Here is a 21,730-nt window from a genome sequence, read left to right as displayed (position 1 = left end):
GGATAACTGCTTAATTTGTCGAGGGAATAAATGAAAGTATATAGAAAAAAAGCTGCCAAGAGCGGCAGCTTTCTTACACTTACTTTTCAGTATTGATATAAAGTTTTCCATTCGCTGTTTTTCTGGTTTCATTGCCGTAACCGTCTCGAACGATAACCTCTACTTTAGCTCCGTTTGCTTTAATAGAAGAAGTTGCTGTCCAGTAGCCTTCATATCGTCCCGGAGAAATTTCTCTTAACGGCAGCTCGGTAGCGTTTTGTACATTCGCTCTTGCATTTGTGAGCGGCAGGCGAATGACAAACGTTGCATCTGCGCCTTTCGCGCTTGAAAAAGCGATTTTGACCGATTCACCGGCTTTTAAGGTTTTGTCCTCACCAGGAATCAGTCCGGTAATGACTGGCTGGTCAAAATTCACATCGACGACAGCTTTTTTCGTCGTTTTGTTGCCTGCTAAGTCAGTGGCTGTCACCTTTACTTCGTTGCTTCCGTTTTCCAAAAGGATACGGGCAGAGTAGGAACCGTCTGTGACCGTTGCTTTTTTGCCATTAACCTTTACTTCTTTCAAGTTGTCATCTGAAACAGTGCCTTTAACAGTCACCGCTTCTTTATTGATTTTCTCGCCATTCTTTGGATTGTCGAGCGTCAGTTCAGGCTTGTCTTGATCAAGTGTGACCGTGACAGGACTTGAAGCATCTGTCGTTCCGGAGTCTGTTGATGCAGCCGCTGTCAGCTTGTTTTCCCCTTTGCTGAGTGAAACTCCTGCCTCGAACGTGCCATCTTCGGCAGTTTTCGTTTCCCCTGCTTCTTTATCACCATTATAAAGGGTTACAGTCGTCCCCGGAGATGCCTTTCCTTTTACCGTGACGTTCTCCTTATTGGTGTATGCTTTATCTTCAGGAGAAGTAATGACAGGTACGGCAGCTTCATAATCGACTAACGCGCGAATCATATAGTTGCCGTCTTCTTTATCTCCTTTTTGCCATGTTCCGTTAACATACTGCCAGTTGCGATCTGAGTACTGCCCGGTTTCATCCATTGCCAAGCCTGGTGAATATGGATCGGGTTTTGACTGGATATATACAAGATAAAAGTCTTTATCAACCATAATCCCCTTCGAGCTGAGATCGACTTTCGTCCATTCGCCATTACGAAGAGCTTCCGCGTTATATGGTCCCGCAATTTTTTTGCCGGGTGCTCCATCTTTCCCTGTAGCATCGTAAACCTCGACCTTAAACTCTGTGCCGCCAGGATCAGGGAACTCCGTATCCCAGAATCTGAATAGCCCTCCTGTCAGCATGCCTTTTTCCTTGCCGTCAGCAAGTGACATTTTAACCGCCCAGCCGTTTCCGGCCGCGAAATAGGAATTTGCATTCTCCGCTGTTCCGTCATCGTATCCGATCTCGCCCGGATATCCGACGAAAGGCTTCAGCACAGTTTCTTTTGTGATATCACCTTTTAAATCAACAGAAAATTCATCACTGTAATAGCCCGGTGCAGCCACTTTAATGGTGTAAGAGCCCTCGTAGGCCTCAAGTGTATATTCTCCTTTGTCGTTTGTAGTTGCCGGTTCAACAGCGGCATCCTCGATAACATAGACGGAAGCGCCTTTTACCGGCTCTCCTGTTGTTTTATTGATGACAGTGCCTTTTAATGTGCCTTTCTTTATTTCTTCTAACGTAAAATTAGCTTGGGTTGTCTGATCTGCCTGCAAAGACACTTTTTGCGTTTTTGATTGATAGCCGTAAGCTTCTGCCATAAGCGTGTAGTCTCCTGCTTTATGCGTCAGCTTGTACTGTCCGGTTGATTGATCTGAATAGGTTGATTTTCCTGTTTCAACCACACTGACCTGTGCTCTGAGCGGCAATGCTTGCGGCTGCATATCAGCACTATGTTTTGTTTTGGCAGCTGTATTTGTTGATGGCTTAGCCTTTTTTGGGTTAACCGCTTTTTTCTTTTGCTTTTCTGCCGGTTTTTGTACGCCCAGCTTATTCTTTTTGGCTGTTTTCCCGGAAGATTTGTCTGAAAGCTGAACATCATCAACGTACCAGCCCTCTTTTGCAATGCTTTCATCAGACTGAAGGTTAAACATCACTCGAATGTTTTGGCCTCTGTATGCGGATAAATTAATTTCTTCGCTGGTCCAGTTTGAAGTCTTTCCGTTATAGACCCCTGCCTGCTCCCAATTCGTTTCGCCTTCCGGTAAAACAAAAACGTAGCCATAATCAAAATCATTTTCCAGGTTGTGCCAGCTTTTAAATTGAAGAAACAGGCCGCCTGAATCAGGCACGTCAATTGGAGGCATAGTGAGATTCATATTCGCTCCATTGGCATAATTTCCAGTCAGGTTTGTCCCATATACTTTTTCTCCTGATGCAGCTGCATTAGGGCCTGATTCCGGAACTCCCCACTCCCAGTTATTATTTGTTCCGCTCGTAAGCCAGCCGCCTGGTTCTGTTTCAAAATCCTGCCTGTATCCAACAGTGATGCTAGGTTTCACGGATACATCATATATGTCAGACTCGACAACATGGCCGCCAAAATCCTGAATGATCCACTTATAGCTTAATGCGGTCCCCTTTATATTTGGGATTTTCGCCTGGTACGTTCCTTTCAGATGATCTCCGCTGATTCGTTTAGCTTTGACCTCGTTCCATTCGCCTTGATCCAGCTTATAGGACAATTTCACGGATGTCACACTCACATTGTCTTCAGCTGTCAAGGTAAGCGGAAGGCTGGCACCTTCATAAGCTTCATTTACTTTCTCATGCTGAAAGCCAGGCTGCTCGTCATCTTCCCCATCGACAGAAACTTGCCCTTCAGCTTTTCCTAAACCGTCTGTAACCGCTGATACGGCATCAAAAGCGTTCACCAAACCATGACCGTATCCGTTATTCGGAGAGTCAGGGAATGTAGAATCCGTTAATGGCTCAGCCGTGCTTGTCAATATATCCTCCATCTCATCGACAGAAAGTGAGGCGTCTGCCTGCTTCAATAGCGCAGCAACAGCAGAAACATGCGGTCCTGCCATCGACGTGCCATCCCAACCGTCTTCATATGTCTGGCCGGGAACTGAAGACCGGATGTTTACGCCTGGAGCAGAAATTTCCGGCTTTGTTTCATCGTATGGCGACGGTCCCTGGAGTGAAAAATCGCCAAGCTTTTTGTTAATATCAGTCGCTCCTGTCGCAAACGCTTCCGGATAATTGGCAGGATTCGCAATAGAACCAGGTCCTCCCGGGTTAAAGAGGTCCGCATTTCCCGCAGAGAATTCCGGGAAAATGTCGGCCGCCCGCCAGGCATTGACCATATCTCTGTACCATTCATCAAGACCGGAGCCCCCGCCCCAAGAATTATTGACGACATCCGGAGCCATTTCTGGATGAGGGTTGCCCTCTGCGTCCTTTGGAGCTAAAATCCATTCACCAGCCTCCAAAATGTCAGCGTCTGTCCCGCCATCTTCAGAAAACGCCTTAACAGCAATCCATTTTGCACCAGGTGCGACACCAATTTGATTCGTGCCATCAGGCTCAGAACCAACCATTGTACCTGTTACATGAGTACCGTGATCAAGATCATCATATGGACTGGACTCGTTCGCTACAGCATCAAACCAGTTCATGTCATGATCAGGCTCATTGGGGCTTTCCGGATGATACCCGCGATATTTTTCTTTTAATGCAGGATGTTCCCATTCAACCCCGGTATCAATGGAGGCGACAACCGTACCCGTTCCGTCATAGCCAAGCTCCCAAGCCTTCGGTGCGTCTATTTGGTCTACATTCCATTCTACACCGTCAGTTGCTTTTATCGCTTTTTGTGCTTTTTTCATATTGAATGGGGAAGCGGATGACTTAAAAAGCTGCCGCTTTTCATTCGGAAGCACTTTTTCTACTTCAGGGAACTGCGCCACTTTCTCCATGACTTCTTTTGAAGCATGTACAGCAATTCCATTTACCACATAATAGGAGTGAATATCATCGGCGTTCCCTTTATTTTTCTGGCTGTTTAAGTATTTCAAGACGTCTTTCTGAGCTTCATCAGCTGTCACTTTTAACGAAGACACGACGGCCGAACGCTTTTGATATTCCGTTTTAGCAGCGGTCAGCTTTTTAGATTTCGCTTTTTTGACAGCTGATTTTGCTGCTTTTTGGGTGTCAGCTTGATCTTTAAATTTGATCAGAAAGGTAGTTTTTTCTTCTTTTTTAAAGCTTTTCTTTAATGAGCTGGAAATCTTATTTTGAATCGATTCAGAAGATTGAAGCTCCTGTTTTACAGAAGAAGCAGCACCTTTGCTGCTTGCCCCGGCTGCACCCGGAAACAGCAGTGAACTGACGACAATTGTACTCAAAACAGAACTGATCAGTCTGTTTTTCGTTTGTTTCCTCATTTTTCATCCCCCTTTTTTAAACCACTTTGTAAAAAAATGTCGTCCCTCCTTTAACATTCAATTTGTTTGTCAAAGCTTCGCTGTACGTTAACTGTAGACAATCTCAATTACAGATATTGTCGTTTTCTGTCATCTTATTTCCATATAAATGAAAATGATAATATGGTCATGAAATATCAGTAGGTATAATAGGTTGATTTGTTGTTATGTGTAGGAAGACATAGTGCAAAAGGCATAAGGGATGAATGGAAATGGTTGAGGAAAAAATAAAAAAAGGACAAAATCGAAAACGATTTTGTCCTTTCAATTAGCCGCGTTTATTGCGGTTTCTTAAGAATGTCGGAATATCTAGCGTATCGTCAGCCGGCTGTGAGGTTTGACGGCTGACTGTGTTTTGATGCTGTGGTTCCTCTCGTTTCGGCTCACGTTTTGGAGCACTCTGATTATGTGATTTGATGTTCTGGTTTAATGATGGACGCTGGGGTTTCGTAACATCTTTCTCCTGTTCGATAAAACCAGTGGCAATCACAGTAACCACAATCTCGTCTTTAAGATTTTCGTTAATAACAGAACCGAAAATCATGTTTACATCCTGATCAGATGCAGAAGCGACAATGTCTGCTGCTTCCTGAACTTCATAAAGGCTTAGATTTGTTCCGCCAGTAATGTTCATTAAGACGCCTTGCGCGCCGTCAATTGCTGCTTCAAGAAGCGGACTGGAAATGGCTTTTTTCGCAGCTTCTGCAGCACGGTTTTCTCCAGTCGCAATACCAATACCCATTAAAGCAGATCCTTTGTTTGACATGATCGTTTTCACATCAGCAAAGTCTAGGTTAATGAGACCAGGAGTAGCGATCAGGTCAGAAATACCTTGAACCCCCTGACGGAGTACGTTATCAGCTTCACGGAATGCTTCAAGCATCGGCGTGTTTTTATCAACAATTTCAAGAATACGGTCGTTCGGGATCACAATCAGCGTGTCCACCGCTTCTTTCATTGCAGAAATTCCGCCCGCCGCCTGCAGCTGTCTTTTGCGACCTTCGAACGTAAACGGTCTTGTAACGACTCCGACTGTTAATGCTCCTAAATCTTTTGCGATTTGCGCAATAACCGGTGCGGCACCTGTTCCTGTTCCGCCTCCCATACCAGCTGTTACGAATACCATGTCAGCGCCTTTTAGCGCTTCTTCAATCTGCTCCTTGCTTTCCTCTGCGGCTTTTTTCCCGACTTCCGGATTCGCACCTGCTCCCAATCCTCTAGTCAGCTTTGCGCCGATTTGCATTTTCACTTCCGCTTTTGACAGGTTAAGAGCTTGAGCGTCCGTATTTACCGCGATGTACTCTACTCCTTGCACTTCATTCTCAATCATTCGGTTGACCGCGTTGTTACCGCCGCCTCCTACTCCGATTACTTTAATTGATGCTAAGCCGTCTATGTTTGTTTCGAACTCCAACATGCTAAATCCTCCTAATCTGCCGAATGACTATCTATCTATTCCCAAAACATGCTTAATAGTTTTTTCATTTTGCTCTGTTTGTTATGTTCGGCTTGTGTTTTTTGTTTTCCTTTTGGCCGTTGCTGCATCTCATTTTGGTGATGATGCTGCTCTTGTTCCTCTGCTGATGAGACGGCGATTTCCTGTATCGCTTCTTCAGGCATCTTGAAGCCAATTTTTCTGCCTTGAATTCTTGCATTCCGGCAGGCGAATTGAATCATGCCAACTGCCGTCATATACTGAGGATCTCTTACACCGATATAATTCGGGCTCGCCACTCTGACATTGTTTTGCAGCACATCCTGCGCTAGTGACATGATACCAGGCATTGCTGCTTGCCCCCCTGTCAGCACGAAGCCTCCCGGCAGATCGCTAATTCCCATATTGCGAAGTTCTTCTGAAGCAATCTCAAGAATTTCTTCGACTCTTGCTTCAATGATATTCGCTGCTTCCTGCTGTGTAAATGTTTGTTTTTGATTGGTGCCTATAACGGTTACCTCAAATACTTCATCTTCTGAAGCCTCGTTATAGTAGGCATGTCCAAATTGTTTTTTCACACGTTCCGCTTCTTCTGTGGACGTTCTCAATCCGATGGAGATATCTTTGGTGATATTTTCGCCTCCGAGAGGAATGACACGGGTAGAAGTCAGGTGTCCGTTCTGGAACACGGCAATGGTGGTTGACCCTCCGCCTATATCAATGAGAGCCACACCGAGATTTTTCTCATCCTTTGACAAAGCAGCAGAACCGGCTGCCAGCGGCTGTAGACAAATATCAGTTATTTCAACACCGGCTCTTTCAACGCAGCGAAGCAAGTTATGTAATATTGTTTTTGAACCGGTGATCAGTGTGCCCTCTACTTCTAAACGCACACCTAGCATTTTTTTCGGGTCGGTAATTTCATCTCTTCCATCTACGATAAATTGTTTAGGAATGACGTCGACTATCAGCTGTTCATGCGGTATTGAAACAACCTGAGCCGCTTCCATGACGCGGCGGACATCTTCTACTTGAATTTCTTTATTTTCACTGGAAACTGCTACAACACCGTTTGTATCTTGAATATTGATATAATTTCCATTAACGCCGACAATAGCTTTTCTAAGCGGAAAACCTACCATTCTTTCAGCTTGGTCAAACGCTTTTCTTATAGAATGAACGGTCTCATCTATATCAACGATTGAGCCTTTTTTCAACCCTTCAGACGGTACATTTCCCACACCGATAATATTTAGGGAATCATCTGTCATTTCTCCGACGATCACTTTTGTATTGGACGTACCGATGTCAAGACTGACGTAAAGTTCATTGTTGTTCATTCTATGGCACCTCCTCACATTTCGATCATTTCTATTCTATTATTTGCGGAACAACAATACAATGAATGTGGCTTTACAAGTGTGTAACAAAAAATAACAACGGAATATTCCTTATGTGCTTTTCACATTTTATGTTTATTGAAAATATTCGTTATATCCTATGTATATCCTCTTTTATATCACATTTTTTTTATTTTTTTTAGAAAGAGTCCACTTTGTTAGTAGATTTCTTCTTATAACGGCTATATTCTGAAATAACCTGACTCCAAATGCGAATATACCTGCTAAATACAAGTCTACACCAAGATGGACTCCCAGAAAAGCTAAACTTATTGCCAATATAATATTAAAAAAGAAACCGGAAACAAATACCATTTCATCATATGTACCTTGTAAATGCGCCCTGATTCCGCCGATTAGAGTATCAAGTGCAGCAAGCACCGCAAGTGATAAATAATTTGAGTATTCACTCGGTATCGTTAAGTTTGTCATCAATCCGATCGTTATTCCGAGCACGAGTCCAAGCACGGGCAGCCACATGACAATTCTCCTCCCTTTTAGTCTTTCAGCGGTTTTAGCTGTTGTACGTCCACTGCTCTGTCATAAGCTTTTAAAGTCAGGCTGCTGTCAGATTTACCTGCTTTTAACGCTACATTTTCAGAAGCAAAGATATCCTCTAAATCGGACCCCTTTACCCTGCTGTACAGCTTGTCCGGATCTTCAGCAAGCACTTTTACTGTTAAAGGATAATCATCAAGGCTGTATCCGTCTATTTTTGTTGTGCCGTTTATGTCCCGTATCACTGAAGAATTCACAACTCTTCGCTCATTTATTGAGATATGCTCAGCACCATAGGAGTTGAGTTCATTGATCAGCTTCTTTAGTAAATCCGGCGGTGGATTTTTGATCGCCTCTCCAGTTACGCTTTCAGAAAAAAGCGGAGAAAGGGTGATGACAATTCCGCTACCTGTTATATCGGTCATGCCGGCTGTTTTTTTTAAGGTTTGTAATGTATTATTGAGCGCTGTTTCTTTTGTCAATTCTTTGTTTTGTGTATAGGTATTCAGCAATTTATCATACTTTTTAATTTCAGCCAGCAGCTCTTCCTGCTTCTTCTGCTCTGATGTAAGCTCTTCTCTTATATCCCACATATCTCTTGTATCTCGGACTTGTGGATGCTTTAAAGAATTAAATTGAACAGATATCATAAGGCCGAATATAACCATAAGCACGCTGATGCTAATGAAGGAACGCTTTATTTTCAATCACTTCACCCGCTTTTCCAGTCATTCCTTCGTTTTCAGAATGGGTTCCATTTGTACATTTTTCTTTTTTTCTGCAGTAACAGAAATATGATCCATAGAAAGCTGATCGATCAGGCCTCCTGCTATATTTAACGAAGGAAGCAGGACATCAGGATCTCCGATGGCAGAAACGACAAACGGGGCGGGGTGCTGCACCCCGTCTACCGTTACGACCGGCCCGTTGCACTTGATGTAGGAATCATGGGTCAGCCGCTGGCCGTTGACGGAGACGGCTGCCGCACCAGATATATACAGTTCATTTATGACTTGAAAGAGATGGCTTTCGTGAACGATGTAGCTGTTCACGTTCTCTCCTTCCGGTATGTAAGAAGCATCTTCCAAAGTCACTTGAACGCCCTCTCCTTGTACACCGACTTCCCCAATATACATTCTGTACTTTTCTACATCTTCCAGGACGTTATAGTATTCTGTTTTTTCGTTCTTCAGCTTATTTTCAGTCTGACGGACTTTGTTCTGCTTTTGATACAGTTCTTTTTCAAGGTCCTTGTTTTCTTTCTCTTGTTTCAGCAGTTCATCCCGCAGGGCATATTCTTTTTTCCATTCTTCCGTCTCTGTCATGCTTTTGTGGTTTTCTCTTGTCGTCTGAAAAGAAAAAGAAATTAAAAAGCCGGCGATAAGCATAATCAAAGAAAGAAGGACGGCTGATTTGCCCCTCAATTTTCATCTTCCTTTTTGGCAGACGAATCGCTTTTTCCAAACTCCTCAAAATAGGTTGCAACTTCTAAATGAATAATCCCTTTTTTACTGCCGCTGAGCTGTGAAATAATAGAAGGATACGTTTTCATTCGGTCTGCAAAGGTTTTGATGGATGCAGTGACGACATACCCGTCGTTCATATATAATTTAATCCGGTTTTGATCCATTTTGACAGGAGTATAATACACTTCTGAAATCGATTGTTTTATAGAATTTGACAAAGCATCGAGCTGCTTGGCCATCTGAACACGTTTTTTAGCGTCTGTCCAATTCACCAAAATTGGTCCCGCATCATCCGGCGTTACTTCGTCTGGCAAAACTGAACCGTTTTCAAGGACTTCATAATACACATTGTCTTTTTCTAAATAAGCAATCGCTTTATATTCTTCGATCGCAATGTTGATTTTATTAGGAAGGGATTTGCTGATTTCTGCTTTTTTTACTAATTTATTTTGCTGAATCTTTTTTGCTGTTTTTTTCTTATCCAGACTCCAAAATTCAGTATCTCCGCTTTTGATATCGGAAAGATCAATAATTTCCTTTTTGGAAACATTCTCATTGCCGGTAACAGAGATTGATGAAATTTTACTGATCGGTGTCTGCAGATACACGATGATCAGCACCATCATAAAAAAGAGCATAATAAATGAAATAAGCCGGCGGTTTGCCTTCTGTTTTCTCTGCTCTTTAATTTTAGGGATCCGTTCTTCAATATTTACGATTTTTTCTCGGTCATGCCCCGGATTCATTGCCTGTTCACCTCATTCAAATGAAACAGCCTTAAAAGTCTGCCTATTCCAAAACAAACGGCATACTATGATGCCGTTTGTCGTTTGCTTACAGTATATCATATGAACAGCTTCAGTTCAGAACTTGAATCAGCGATTTTCACCGATGATTTCAACCTCTGTGTGCATCTCAATCTCGTATTTTTCACGGATCATCTTTTTCACATGGTCGATCAGATCAAGCACATCTTTTGCTGATGCTCCGCCCGCATTGACGATAAAGTTCCCGTGCATTTCCGATATTTTCGCACCGCCGATTTGATATCCTTTTAAGCCTGCTTTTTCCACTAGATTGCCGGCATGGTTCGGAAGCGGGTTTCTGAATATGCTTCCTGCACAAGGGCTTGAATACGGCTGTGTATTCTTTCTGTAGTCTTTATTGCTTTGCATTTGCTGAACGATTGATTCTTTATCCTTTTGTTCAAGCTGCAGAACGGCTTCAAGACAAACACCAGGACGTTTCTTTTGCAATACGGACGTTCTGTAGGTGAATTCCATCTCCTCATTTGTCAGCCACTCGATCGTGCCGTCTTCAAATAAAATATGCGCTTTGACAAGGATCTTACTCATATCAGACCCGTGAGCGCCTGCATTCATATAGACAGCCCCTCCAACGGATCCCGGAATTCCGGCAGCGAATTCTAATCCCGACAAGCCTTTTTTGCTCAACGATGTAGCAAGACGCACGACTGAATAACCGCCACCGACAGTGACTTGTTCCCCGTCAAGCTCCAAGTGGTCAAGACCCGCGCCCAGCTTGATGACCACGCCTCTGATTCCTTCATCTAATACAAGAAGGTTTGACCCGCGGCCGATGACTGTCCACTTTACTTCATATTTTTTCACAACATCCATGATGTTCTTGACAGCATCTACACTGCTTGGAATGACCAATACATCCGCAGGACCGCCGATTTTCATTGTTGTATGATTTGCGAGCGGTTCATTTGCAAGCACCTTGCCGACTTCGCGTTCTTTTAATTCTTGTATCACTTTCTCCATCGTAAACCTCCGCATTCCATTTGCTTTTCTATTATTTTTTCAAATCTTCGAGTACGCTGTATAAACGGGCAGCCGCATCAGGAACACCGAGTGACTTTGTCCGTTCGCTCATATCCTTTAATGTTTGTTCATCGAGCACAATCCGGTCAAGCGCTTCAATCAGCTTTTCCCCGCTGAGTTCTGTTTCTTTCAACACAATCGCAGCATCATGCTGACCGAGAGATCGCGCATTGACCTCCTGGTGATTCGCCGTTACGTACGGACTTGGAATCAGCACACTTGGGATTCCTAGTGCCGTAATTTCCGCAATGGTCGTCGCACCCGCTCTTGCTACAATCACATCAATTGCCTTTAAATATTCTGGCATCTGATGGAGAAACGGTTTTGTGACCATATTGTCAGCTGCACCCTTGTTTTTCAGCTCAGTCATTACTTTCTCATAGTGAACCTCGCCCGTAATATACAGTACTTGATACGCTCTTGATTTCAGCGCATCCTGCATATCAATGACCGCTTGGTTAATCGGTGCGGCGCCTCTGCTTCCGCCGAAGATTAATACGGTTTTTTTCTCTTCAGAGAGTCCGAATTCAGCCATTGAGCGGCCCGTCTTTATTGAGACGACCTCAGAGGCTCTCGGGTTTCCCGTAAATACAACTTTCTCACTTGGAAAATGTGATTTTGCTTCCTCAAAACATATTGCTACTTTATTAACATATTTTGAAAGAAACTTATTGGTGATGCCCGGCAGGCTGTTTTGTTCATGAACGATACTCGGAATCCCCATTTTTGCAGCAGCGTATACAACCGGCCCGCACACATAACCGCCCGTTCCAATCACGGCATCCGGCTTAAATTCCGCTAAATACGATTTGCTTTTTTTAACGCCCTTTAGAAAACGCATCACCGTTTTTACGTTTTCAAATGAAAGCTTTCTTTTAAAACCTGTAATTTCAATGGAACGAAACGGTATATTTTCCCGTTCTACAATTTTTTTCTCTAATCCGTTTTCTGTTCCGATATATAAAAATTCCGTATCAGGATGGCGGCGCTGCACCTCTTTGATAAAGGCAAGCGCAGGATAAATGTGTCCCCCTGTGCCGCCTCCGCTTATTGCAATTCGCATAACTCTTCCCCCAGTCTCAGTTTCTCTATAACATAACGATAACCCTGTTTTTATGGACAGGGTTATCGCTTCAATTGTTTCCCAGCTTCCTGTTTCATAGGATCGCTTTACTAATAAAATTCATTAATACCTCGAGTACCGGCTCACGTTCAGCAGCACGCCGACAGCCATCAGCATCAGGGTCAACGATGAACCTCCGTAGCTCAGAAACGGCAGCGTGATGCCAGTTACCGGAATAAGGCCCGTCACAACGCCGATATTGATCATAACTTGGATTGCGATCATTGAAATAATCCCCACAGCGACAAAGCTGCCATATAGATCTGGTGCACCGAGCGCGATCCTGATTCCTCTCCACAGCAGCACGCTGAACAGAAGCAAAATAAGCGACCCGCCGATAAACCCAAGCTCCTCTGACAAGATGGCGAAAATAAAGTCCGTTTGCGGTTCGGGCAGATAAAAGAATTTCTGTCTGCTTTGGCCAAGCCCCATTCCGAACAATCCGCCAGGCCCTACCGCATAAAGCGATTGAATGATTTGAAAGCCGCTGCCAAGCGGATCTTCCCACGGATTTAAGTAAGAGGTAATCCGTTTAATCCGGTATGGAGCCGACAGTACCAGCCCGACAAATCCGCTCAGGCCGATCAGCCCGAGAAAGACGAAATGGGCGATTCGCGCACCGGCTACAAAAATCATGACAATACAAGTACCGACCATTACCGTTCCTGTTCCGAGGTCAGGCTGGCACATAATAATCAAAAATGCGGAAAACACGATGCCGAGCGCCGGGACAAATCCACGTCTGAATGATGTAATGTTTTTTTGCTTTTCAGAGAGAAATTTAGCAAGGAATGCTATCATCGCAAGCTTCATAAACTCTGAAGGCTGTATGCTGAATGCACCGACTCCGATCCAGCTTCTTGAGCCGTTCCGCACCATGCCTACGCCTGGTATTAAAACAAGCACCAGCAAGAAAAAACAGATAACCATCAGCAATTTAGACCATGTCCGCCATGTCCAATAATCAACATTCATAATAAAGAACATGGCAATAACTCCGATGCCCGCAAACAGCAGCTGCCGTTTCGCGAAAAAGAATGAGTCGTCAAATTTATAATCCGCCCATACCGCACTCGCACTGTACACCATAATTAATCCAATTGTTAATAATAATAACGTAATGATGACCAATAACAAATCAGGCGATGTTTTTTTAGTAGTCAAATCAATCGACACCCCAAGCTTAAAGTCATTAGGGCTGCCGATTTCTCCAAGACAAGCCCTTACTTAAGCATATGCACGGCGTCTATAAACATGTCACCGCGTTCTTCAAATGTTTTGAATTGATCCCAACTCGCACACGCAGGTGAAAGCAGAATGACATCTCCTTCATTTGAGAGCGCAAACGCCGCAGATACTGCTTGTTCAACATTATCGACACGTTTGACATGTTGTATTCCCAGCTCATTTCCGAGCTGTTCAAGTTTCGGTGCTGTCTGTCCGAATGTAAGCACCGCTTTGACATGCTTCATGTAAGGCTTTAAGTCATCAAAGCCGTTTCCGCGATCCAGTCCGCCTGCAAGCAGAATGACAGGTTTTTCAAAAGCCGAAAGCGCCTTGCTTGTCGCCAAAACGTTTGTTGCTTTGCTGTCATTATAAAACTTACGGTTCTTCACCGTTGTGACATACTGGAGACGGTGCTTGACGCCGGTAAAGCTTGTCAGCACTTTTTTGATGGCCTCGTTGGACGCTCCAGCCGTTTTCACTGCCGCAATCGCGGCTAAAATGTTCTCCAGATTATGCGCACCTGGCAGCACAACCTCTTCCAGAGGAAGAATAGCTTCGCCGCTGTACATAATCATGCCGTCTTTTACATAAGCGCCGTGTTCAAGCTGTTTGTGTACTGAAAAAGGAACAATTCCGGCTTCTCCGGCTTCAGCCAGGCGCACGACTGTTTCATCATCCTGATTGACAATTGCTTTATCTGAAGCTTTCTGATGCAGATACACTTTCTGTTTCGCTTTTTCATAGTTTTCTCTCGTATGATGATAATCCAGATGGGCATCAAACACGTTTAAAATCAGGCTGATTTCAGGCCTGAAGTCGTGCGTTCCCATCAGCTGAAATGACGAAAGTTCCGTTACGATCCATTCATCTCCATCAGCGTGATAGGCAACCTCACTTGCGACTGTACCGATGTTTCCGGCGATCAGCGCCTTTTGAGAGTCTGCCTTCAGCATTTCATAAATCAGCGTTGTCGTTGTCGTTTTTCCGTTCGATCCGGTAATCCCGATAAATTTGGCATTAGTCAGATGGTAGGCAAGCTCAATTTCTGTCCAAATCGGGATGCCTCTTTTTTCTGCTTCCTGAACCATAATATTTTCATATGGAATTCCCGGGTTTTTGATCAGTACAGTAATCTGATGCTGATCAAACAGAGAAACAGGGTGCTCTCCGCAGACAACTTCGACCCCTTTTTCAGAAAGTTTCTGGGCTGGTTCGTTCTCATCAAAAGGCTTTTGGTCGTTGACTGTAACATAAACACCTTTTTCATGAAGAATAGACGCCGCCGCAAACCCGCTTTTCGCGAGCCCAAGGACTAAAAAATGCTGATTTTGCAAAAATAGATCGTTTTCCACTTATAACCACACCTCGATGTAAATTCCTAATACGGCAAGCAAAAGTCCCGCAGCCCAAAATGTTACAACAACTCTCCATTCAGACCACCCGACAAGCTCATAATGGTGGTGAAGCGGACTCATTTTAAAGATTCGTTTACCTGTCGTTTTAAAGCTGATGACCTGCAGAATAACGGATAATGTCTCAATGACGAATACACCGCCGATAATGACCAGCAGGATTTCTAATTTCGTTAAAATGGCAATGGTGACGATTGCTCCTCCCAATGCAAGTGATCCTGTATCTCCCATAAACACTTTGGCTGGATGCGCATTGAATACCAGGAAGCCCAGCACCGCTCCGACAACCGCGACTGAGAAAATAGCAACATCATATTGGGATTGATTCCAAGCCAGGATGGCAAAGGCGCCAAAAGCAATAGCTGCCGTCCCTGATAATAAACCGTCAAGACCGTCAGTCAGGTTGACGGCGTTTGATCCGCCGACAAGCATAAATAGCACAAGGATAAAGTAAGCCCATCCAAGATCAATTGACAGATCAGTCCCAGGAATGCGGATATCCGTCGCAAAATTGTAGTAATGATACACCGCATAAAACACAATTGCGATGATAATTTGTCCGATCAGTTTTTGCTTTGACGTCAGACCAAGATTTCGTTTCATTACGACTTTGATGTAATCATCCAAAAAGCCGAGTAAACCGTAACCGATCGTGACAAACAGCAGCAGGAACATTTCCGGACTTATTTCTGAAAACTTCTGTGTCATCACAATAGTTGTCACAATGATAGACAGTATGATCATGACTCCGCCCATTGTCGGTGTCCCTGATTTTTTCTGGTGTGATTTCGGTCCCTCTTCTCTAATACTCTGGCCGAATTTTAATCTTCTTAAAAACGGAATAAGAATCGGAGAGAGCAGAACACTGATTAAAAAACCCATTAAAATTGTAAACAGAATGACTTGCTCAAGCATTGTCCTTTTCTCCTCCTGTTTCTTTCAAACGACATACGTAGTTATCATATTCATGATTTTTTTCCATATGAAAAATCTTTTCAAGCTCCATCATTCAATAACATCTCTTTCCTATGAATTCGTCTTATTTTTATTCAGTTCGACAATCGCTCTTGCCGCCACTTCGGCATCGTCAAAGTCAAAGGTTTCGTTCCCAATCTGCTGATAGGTTTCATGGCCTTTCCCGGCAATGAGGACAACGTCGCCTTTTTTGGCGTTGGCAATGGCAAAGAAGATCGCCTGCTCGCGATTTGCAATGCTGTGGTAGTATTCGTTCTCTACCCCTGCTTCCATATCTCTTAAAATGGCACGCGGATCTTCGCTTCTTGGATTATCTGAAGTGAAAATCGGTTCGTCAGCCAGCTCAACAGCGATTTTCGCCATTTTCGGGCGTTTCGTCTTATCTCTGTCTCCGCCGCAGCCGACAACAACAAAAAGCTTTCCTTCCGCCATGTCTCTGCATGTCTTCAGCACGTTTTCAAGGCTGTCCGGCGTATGCGCGTAATCAACAATAACCGGAAACTCCTGCTGCTGATTAACCAGTTCAAAACGGCCTCTTACGCCATGCAATTCTTCCACAGCTTCTGTAATGGTTTCAAACGGAATGCCTGCCGCAATACATGTCGTAACAGCCGCGAGCACGTTATACACGTTAAACTGTCCAACGAGAGACATCGTGATGTGCTTAGTGCCTTTGTTCGTCACCAGTTCAAAACTTGTGCCCTGTGCAGTAGTTTTGATATCTTTCGCCATTACATCAGCATTGTTTTTAATTCCATATGTAGAAATATGTGCTGCAGTCACCTTTTCAAAATAAGCGCTTGCCTCATCATCCGCGTTTAAAACAGCCCGTTTTGGATTTTCATGGTTGAATGCCCCGCCAAGCTGAGAAAACAGCAGGCTTTTTGCCTGTCGGTACTCATCCATCGTTTTGTGATAGTCAAGGTGATCCTGTGTTAAGTTCGTAAACACGGCAATGTCATAATCACAGCCGTGAACCCGTCCCAGTGACAAAGCGTGAGAAGAAACCTCCATGATGGCCGTGTCGACATGCTTGTCATTCATTTTTTTAAATGTTTGCTGCAACGTGACGCTTTCCGGTGTCGTGTTTTTAACAGGAAGTGTTTCGTCATCGATTTTAATGTACATCGTGCCGATTAAGCCTGTTCGTTTCCCCGCTTTTTTGAGAATCTCATCAACCATATGGGTCGTTGATGTTTTTCCGTTTGTGCCCGTTATTCCGATCAGCTGCAGTTTCTTTGTCGGCTGTCCGTAAAACGCATCAGACAAAACGCTGAGCGCCCGCAGTGACTGCCGGACAATGATGACAGGCACATCCACATCGAGCTCCTTTTCAGCCACAATAGCCGCTGCGCCGTTTTCAACTGCTTTTTGCGCAAAATCATGGCCATCTACCGTATACCCTTTTACACATACAAAAAGACTCCCTTTCTTTACTTCCCTGGAGTCCATCTCAATTGAAGTTATTTCAGGGTCTTGTGAGTCATTTACAGAAGGTTCGGTTGTTAAGTATGTAAGCAGCTTTGTAAGTTTCATCGTATCAAACCTCTCAACATTCTATTCGTTCTTTTTATCATTGAAGTCACATCAAATGATGTGATAATGACTTTTAAGCATACAGTTCATATTTTAGCGTAAAAAAAAGGATACATCCAGCTAATCTTGAAAGATATCAGCATTTTTCTGCAATAAAATAATAGGCAGCCCGAATCAATCGGCTGCCTCCTTTTCATCTTCTTCAGTCAAATAAACACGTATCTTAGAGCCCTCTTTTACTTTTGTTCCTGCAGCTGGTGATTGTTTGACGATTTTGCTTCCTTTTCCGGAAGCATCTATATTCAGATTCACCAAGAGTGACTCAAGATCTGAGACAGACATCCCTACAACATTCGGAACTTCTATTGTTTTTGTGTCGTTCCATTGGTATTTTTTTTCGATTTGATTTTTCCTAGGCTTAACACCAAGCTCCGGCAGGCTGTCTCTCATAATACTTCCCACAATAGGTGCTGCAACGGTTCCGCCAAACTGAATCGTGCCTTTCGGGTTATCCACCGCGACATAGACGACAAGACTCGGGTCGTCAGCCGGAGCGAAACCGATAAATGATACAATGTGGTTGTTTTCGAGGTATTTTCCATCTTTAACCTTTTGTGCTGTTCCTGTTTTTCCGCCGACACGATAGCCTTCGACAAACGCATTGCGTCCGGTGCCTTCTGCAACGACGCTTTCTAAAGCATAGCGGATTTGTTTTGATGTTTCCTTAGAAATGACTTGTTTCTTGGCGATTGGCGATTGTTTTTTGACAGTTTTTTTGGTTACCGGATCAAGCCACTCTTTTGCTATATAAGGTGTGTAGAGCGTGCCGCCGTTAACAGCGGCAGAAACGGCTGCAACCTGCTGAATCGGCGTGACGGATACTCCCTGTCCGAAGGCGGTTGTCGCTTGCTCAACCGGGCCTACTCTGTCAAGTGGAAATAAAATCCCTGTTCCTTCCCCCTGCAGGTCAATCCCGGTTTTTTGGCCAAATCCAAAGCCTTTTATATATTTGAATAGCTTTTCTTTGCCCAATCTCTCGCCCAATTCAACGAAGCCGGGGTTACAGGAGTTTTGCACAACTTCAAGGTACGTTTGCAGCCCGTGGCCGCCCCTTTTCCAACAGCGCAGTCTTGCTCCGTCTACTTCTGCATGCCCTTTATCATAAAATTGGTCACGTTTCAGGTTGACTTTCTGCTCCTCCAGAGCCGCCGCAAGTGTAATAATCTTAAAGGTAGAACCCGGCTCGTATGTGCTCCATACAGGGAGATTCCGATTGTAAACGGACGGGTCAACAGATTGGTAATCAGCCGGATCAAAGTCAGGTCTGCTTGCCATTCCAAGTATTTCTCCGTTTTTCGGATTCATTGCGACTGCAATCATACCGTCTGGATGATATTTAGCTTCAGCATTATCAAGCTCTCGTTCCATTATAGTTTGCACCTTCGAATCCACAGTCAGCTTCATATCGAGTCCATCCTTAGGAGGCGTGTAGTCATCCGCTTCATCGGGCATTTTCTTCCCTTTGGCATCTGTATAAAACTTAACAGAGCCTTTTTCTCCTTTTAAATCATCATCATAATAGGCTTCAAGCCCAAGAAGTCCTTGGTTATCAATACCGGCAAACCCAAGTACATGAGATAAAAAGCTGCCGAACGGATAATGGCGGATACTATCCTCCGCTACATACACCCCTTTTAAATCGAGCGCTTTGATTTCTTTTGCCTTCTCATTTGAAATTTTTCTCCCTTCTGGCGTAATCTTTTCTATCGATGCTTTTTTCGTGACGTGCTTATATACTTTTTCTTCAGACATATTTAACACCGCAGCCAGCTGTTTGCTCGTTTTCAGCGGATTCTGGACTTGGCGCGGCACGACAAATACGGTCGGTGCACTTTTATTTGTGGCAAGCTTAACGCCGTTCCGATCAAGGATCTCTCCCCGTTCCGGCTCAAACGGCAGGTTCCGGCTCCAGGAATCCTTCGCCAGAGAAGTCAGTTTCTCTCCCATGACAAACTGAACATACCCCAGCCTTGTATCAATGATCAGAAATACGATCACTCCAAAAAGCAAAACAAATAATAAACGTTTTCTAACCGTTACATTCGAGACGCGCAAGGCACCGTTCACTCCTTATTTAGGCTTGTTTCATTTTATGCCTGCGTGTGGACAGGTAGAACGGCGCTCCTCTTTGGAGATATAAAAAAAGAAAGCTCACCCGACGGGGTAAGCTTTCTTTCTATTTAATCAGGATTCTTAAACTTCACCTTGATCACGGTTCCGTCTTTTATTTCTTTGTCCTTCTTAACGCTTTGGCTCACAGCGTAACCTTGTCCGCTCACTTCAATATGAATTCCTGCCAAATCGCCGTATTGAAGAACCTCTCTTCTCGACCAGCCTGTCATATCAGGCATCTTGATTTTGCCCCCCGTTTTCAGGAAGACCTTCTGATTGGTCAAAACTTCCTCACCCGCTTTTGGATATTGCTCTTTTACTGCAATATCACTTCCGATCACAATCGGTGTGAGGTTTTCGTCTTTCGCTTTCTTTTGAGCACCTGTTACAGTTTGATCTGTTAAGTCAGGCATCGCCTGCGCTTTCGTTTCTTCCTTATTTGAATCAGACGTTTCAGTCGGTTCAATGTTCAGGTAGTGTAGGCTGTTTTTCATTGTTGGGTTGAAGATTTCAGATACTGGATTAGAACCTGTTTCATCATTTTCTAATTGCGGCTGCTGCACTGCAACATAGATAAGCAGCTCAGGATCATCTTTAGGCGCCATTCCCATTACGGAAAATACGTAATTATCGCGTCCAGATAGATAACCGTTCTGTCCGGCAATTTGCGCTGTTCCGGTTTTAACAGCCACATCAAAACCTTCAATTTTATATGGCTGTCCAGTACCAATATCAGAGGTAACGACATCACCTAAAATATTACGAACCTTTTTAGCGGTATCCGCAGAAATTGGGGTACCGGCGGACTGAGGTTTATTTTGATAAATGGTTTTTTTCTTGTCAGGGTCAACAATATGGTCTATGACATAGGGTTTCATCATTTTACCGTCATTTGCTATCGCAGTTGCAGCCTGCAGCTGTTGAATTGGTGTAACAGCAGAGGCTTGGCCATATGCAGTCGATGCTTTGTCAAATTCATATTTAAAATTGATTTTACTTAATGCTTCACCCGGCAAGTCAATGCCTGTTTTTTGATAGAAATTGAACTTATGAAGATACTCATTAAACCGGGAATAGCCCAATTTTTCATTAGCCAGTTTGGCAAAAGCAACATTTGAAGACCTTACAACACCGTCATGATATGTTGTTGGCCCCCAGCCTACACCATCATTATGGTCCCTTACAGGTTCTCCGCCAACTATATATGTTCCGGACTTGTACTTTTCATTGCCGTTATACACATTCTCCTGTATGGCAGCAGCGAGTGTGAAAATCTTCATCGTTGACCCGGGCTCATACGCATATGAAATCAAATCGTTATAGTAATTCGTCACATCACGCGTATTCGGGTCAAAACTTGGACGCTGACCCATTGCTAACACTTTGCCCGTTTTCGGATCAACAACTGCGGCCATGACTTTTTTCGGTTTATACTTTTCCGCCACTTTTGTCATACTGTCTTCTAAAAAGGTTTGAATTTTCTGATCAATGGTTAAATATACATTGTCACCATTTTTTGGCGCTGTAATTTTATTTTTGCTGTTCGGGAGCTCCCAGCCGGATTTGTCACTTTCATATGTTACGTATCCGTCCCGCTCCTTCAAATACTGATCCAGCACTTTTTCTAAGCCCATCGCGCCCGTAATTTCATTTGTTTTTTGGTCAACCTCGGCATAGCCGATTAAGTTGGACGCAAATATGCCGTTCGGATAGTACCGCTTTGTATCACGCAAAAATGAAATTCCCGGAAGTTTCAGCTTTTCGATTTTCTGTTTTTGGGAATAGGTAATATCCCGGCCTGCTGATCCGAACTCAACTTGTTTTGCACCCTTCTTATTTAAGATATCAAGGATTTCAGCCTTGTCCAAATCTATCACTTTAGACAGTTCTTCCGCTGTTTTTTCCTTGTTCTGGACATGCTGCGGATGCTTTTTGTCAGTTGTCATTTTTTCATCAAGAACAGCGATCAGCTTATACGTAGCTGTATCCTCAGCAATCACTTTTCCATTTCTGTCTAAAATGGAGCCCCGGCTCGCTTCGATTGTCCGTTTCTTTTCATGCTGCTCTGTCGCTTTTGTCGCAAGCACTTCACCGTCGGCTTTTCCGGTTATTTGAATATATGCCATTCTCCCAAGGATGACAAAGAAAAAGAGAGCGAAACAAATACTTAGAATCGCCGCTCCTCTGTTCATAAATTTATTCTTTTTTGGCAT

Annotated in this window: 15 protein-coding genes; all 15 read right to left on the bottom strand. The window is 43.8% G+C overall.

All coding sequences use genetic code 11. The features are described from left to right. Positions 1-79: 79 nt before the first annotated feature. Positions 80-4,387 carry a S8 family serine peptidase gene (locus tag NYE43_RS08280; protein ID WP_341061548.1) on the bottom strand — a complete coding sequence of 1,436 codons (4,308 nt, stop codon included), beginning with the start codon at positions 4,385-4,387 and terminating at the stop codon, positions 80-82. Between the two features lie 307 nt (positions 4,388-4,694). After that, positions 4,695-5,843 carry a cell division protein FtsZ gene (gene ftsZ / locus NYE43_RS08275; RefSeq protein ID WP_024121324.1) on the bottom strand — a complete coding sequence of 383 codons (1,149 nt, stop codon included), beginning with the start codon at positions 5,841-5,843 and terminating at the stop codon, positions 4,695-4,697. Positions 5,844-5,878: 35 nt separating this feature from the next. Then, positions 5,879-7,201: a cell division protein FtsA gene (gene ftsA, locus NYE43_RS08270; RefSeq protein WP_024121323.1), complete on the bottom strand. Its 1,323-nt coding sequence runs from the start codon at positions 7,199-7,201 to the stop codon at positions 5,879-5,881. Positions 7,202-7,375: 174 nt separating this feature from the next. Continuing rightward, complete coding sequence (locus tag NYE43_RS08265; RefSeq protein ID WP_010334164.1) at positions 7,376-7,741, bottom strand: small basic family protein; 366 nt, start codon at positions 7,739-7,741, stop codon at positions 7,376-7,378. A 17-nt stretch (positions 7,742-7,758) separates the two neighbouring features. Continuing rightward, the gene (locus NYE43_RS08260) at positions 7,759-8,466 is read right to left on the bottom strand and encodes a DUF881 domain-containing protein (protein ID WP_095713794.1); all 708 of its coding nucleotides are present in this window, start codon (positions 8,464-8,466) and stop codon (positions 7,759-7,761) included. A 21-nt stretch (positions 8,467-8,487) separates the two neighbouring features. Then, complete coding sequence (locus NYE43_RS08255) at positions 8,488-9,183, bottom strand: DUF881 domain-containing protein (protein ID WP_059292825.1); 696 nt, start codon at positions 9,181-9,183, stop codon at positions 8,488-8,490. Next, positions 9,180-9,971: a cell division protein FtsQ/DivIB gene (locus tag NYE43_RS08250; RefSeq protein ID WP_024121318.1), complete on the bottom strand. Its 792-nt coding sequence runs from the start codon at positions 9,969-9,971 to the stop codon at positions 9,180-9,182. Before NYE43_RS08250 ends, NYE43_RS08255 begins: the two co-directional genes overlap by 4 nt. 129 nt (positions 9,972-10,100) lie before the next feature. Next, on the bottom strand, positions 10,101-11,012 hold the full coding sequence (gene murB / locus NYE43_RS08245; RefSeq protein ID WP_185847984.1) for a UDP-N-acetylmuramate dehydrogenase: 912 nt from the start codon (positions 11,010-11,012) through the stop codon (positions 10,101-10,103). Positions 11,013-11,043: 31 nt separating this feature from the next. Beyond that, complete coding sequence (gene murG / locus NYE43_RS08240; RefSeq protein WP_024121316.1) at positions 11,044-12,135, bottom strand: undecaprenyldiphospho-muramoylpentapeptide beta-N-acetylglucosaminyltransferase; 1,092 nt, start codon at positions 12,133-12,135, stop codon at positions 11,044-11,046. Between the two features lie 123 nt (positions 12,136-12,258). Then, positions 12,259-13,359 carry a stage V sporulation protein E gene (spoVE, locus tag NYE43_RS08235; protein ID WP_003221421.1) on the bottom strand — a complete coding sequence of 367 codons (1,101 nt, stop codon included), beginning with the start codon at positions 13,357-13,359 and terminating at the stop codon, positions 12,259-12,261. A gap of 59 nt (positions 13,360-13,418) precedes the next feature. Beyond that, entirely contained in the window at positions 13,419-14,774 is a 1,356-nt protein-coding gene (murD, locus tag NYE43_RS08230) for a UDP-N-acetylmuramoyl-L-alanine--D-glutamate ligase (protein ID WP_024121315.1), read from the bottom strand. Next, positions 14,775-15,749: a phospho-N-acetylmuramoyl-pentapeptide-transferase gene (gene mraY, locus NYE43_RS08225; protein WP_185847985.1), complete on the bottom strand. Its 975-nt coding sequence runs from the start codon at positions 15,747-15,749 to the stop codon at positions 14,775-14,777. A gap of 111 nt (positions 15,750-15,860) precedes the next feature. Continuing rightward, positions 15,861-17,345: a UDP-N-acetylmuramoyl-L-alanyl-D-glutamate--2,6-diaminopimelate ligase gene (locus NYE43_RS08220; RefSeq protein WP_024121312.1), complete on the bottom strand. Its 1,485-nt coding sequence runs from the start codon at positions 17,343-17,345 to the stop codon at positions 15,861-15,863. A 174-nt stretch (positions 17,346-17,519) separates the two neighbouring features. Beyond that, a complete protein-coding gene (locus NYE43_RS08215; RefSeq protein WP_024121311.1) occupies positions 17,520-19,460 on the bottom strand; it encodes a stage V sporulation protein D in 1,941 nt (646 codons plus the stop codon). A gap of 125 nt (positions 19,461-19,585) precedes the next feature. After that, complete coding sequence (gene pbpB / locus NYE43_RS08210; protein WP_445662055.1) at positions 19,586-21,730, bottom strand: penicillin-binding protein 2B; 2,145 nt, start codon at positions 21,728-21,730, stop codon at positions 19,586-19,588.

Source organism: Bacillus sp. FSL R5-0434 (assembly GCF_038004745.1).
GTDB lineage: Bacteria > Bacillota > Bacilli > Bacillales > Bacillaceae > Bacillus > Bacillus halotolerans.
Note: the sequence above shows the minus strand (reverse complement) of the source record. Positions and strands in the feature narration are given on the sequence as shown.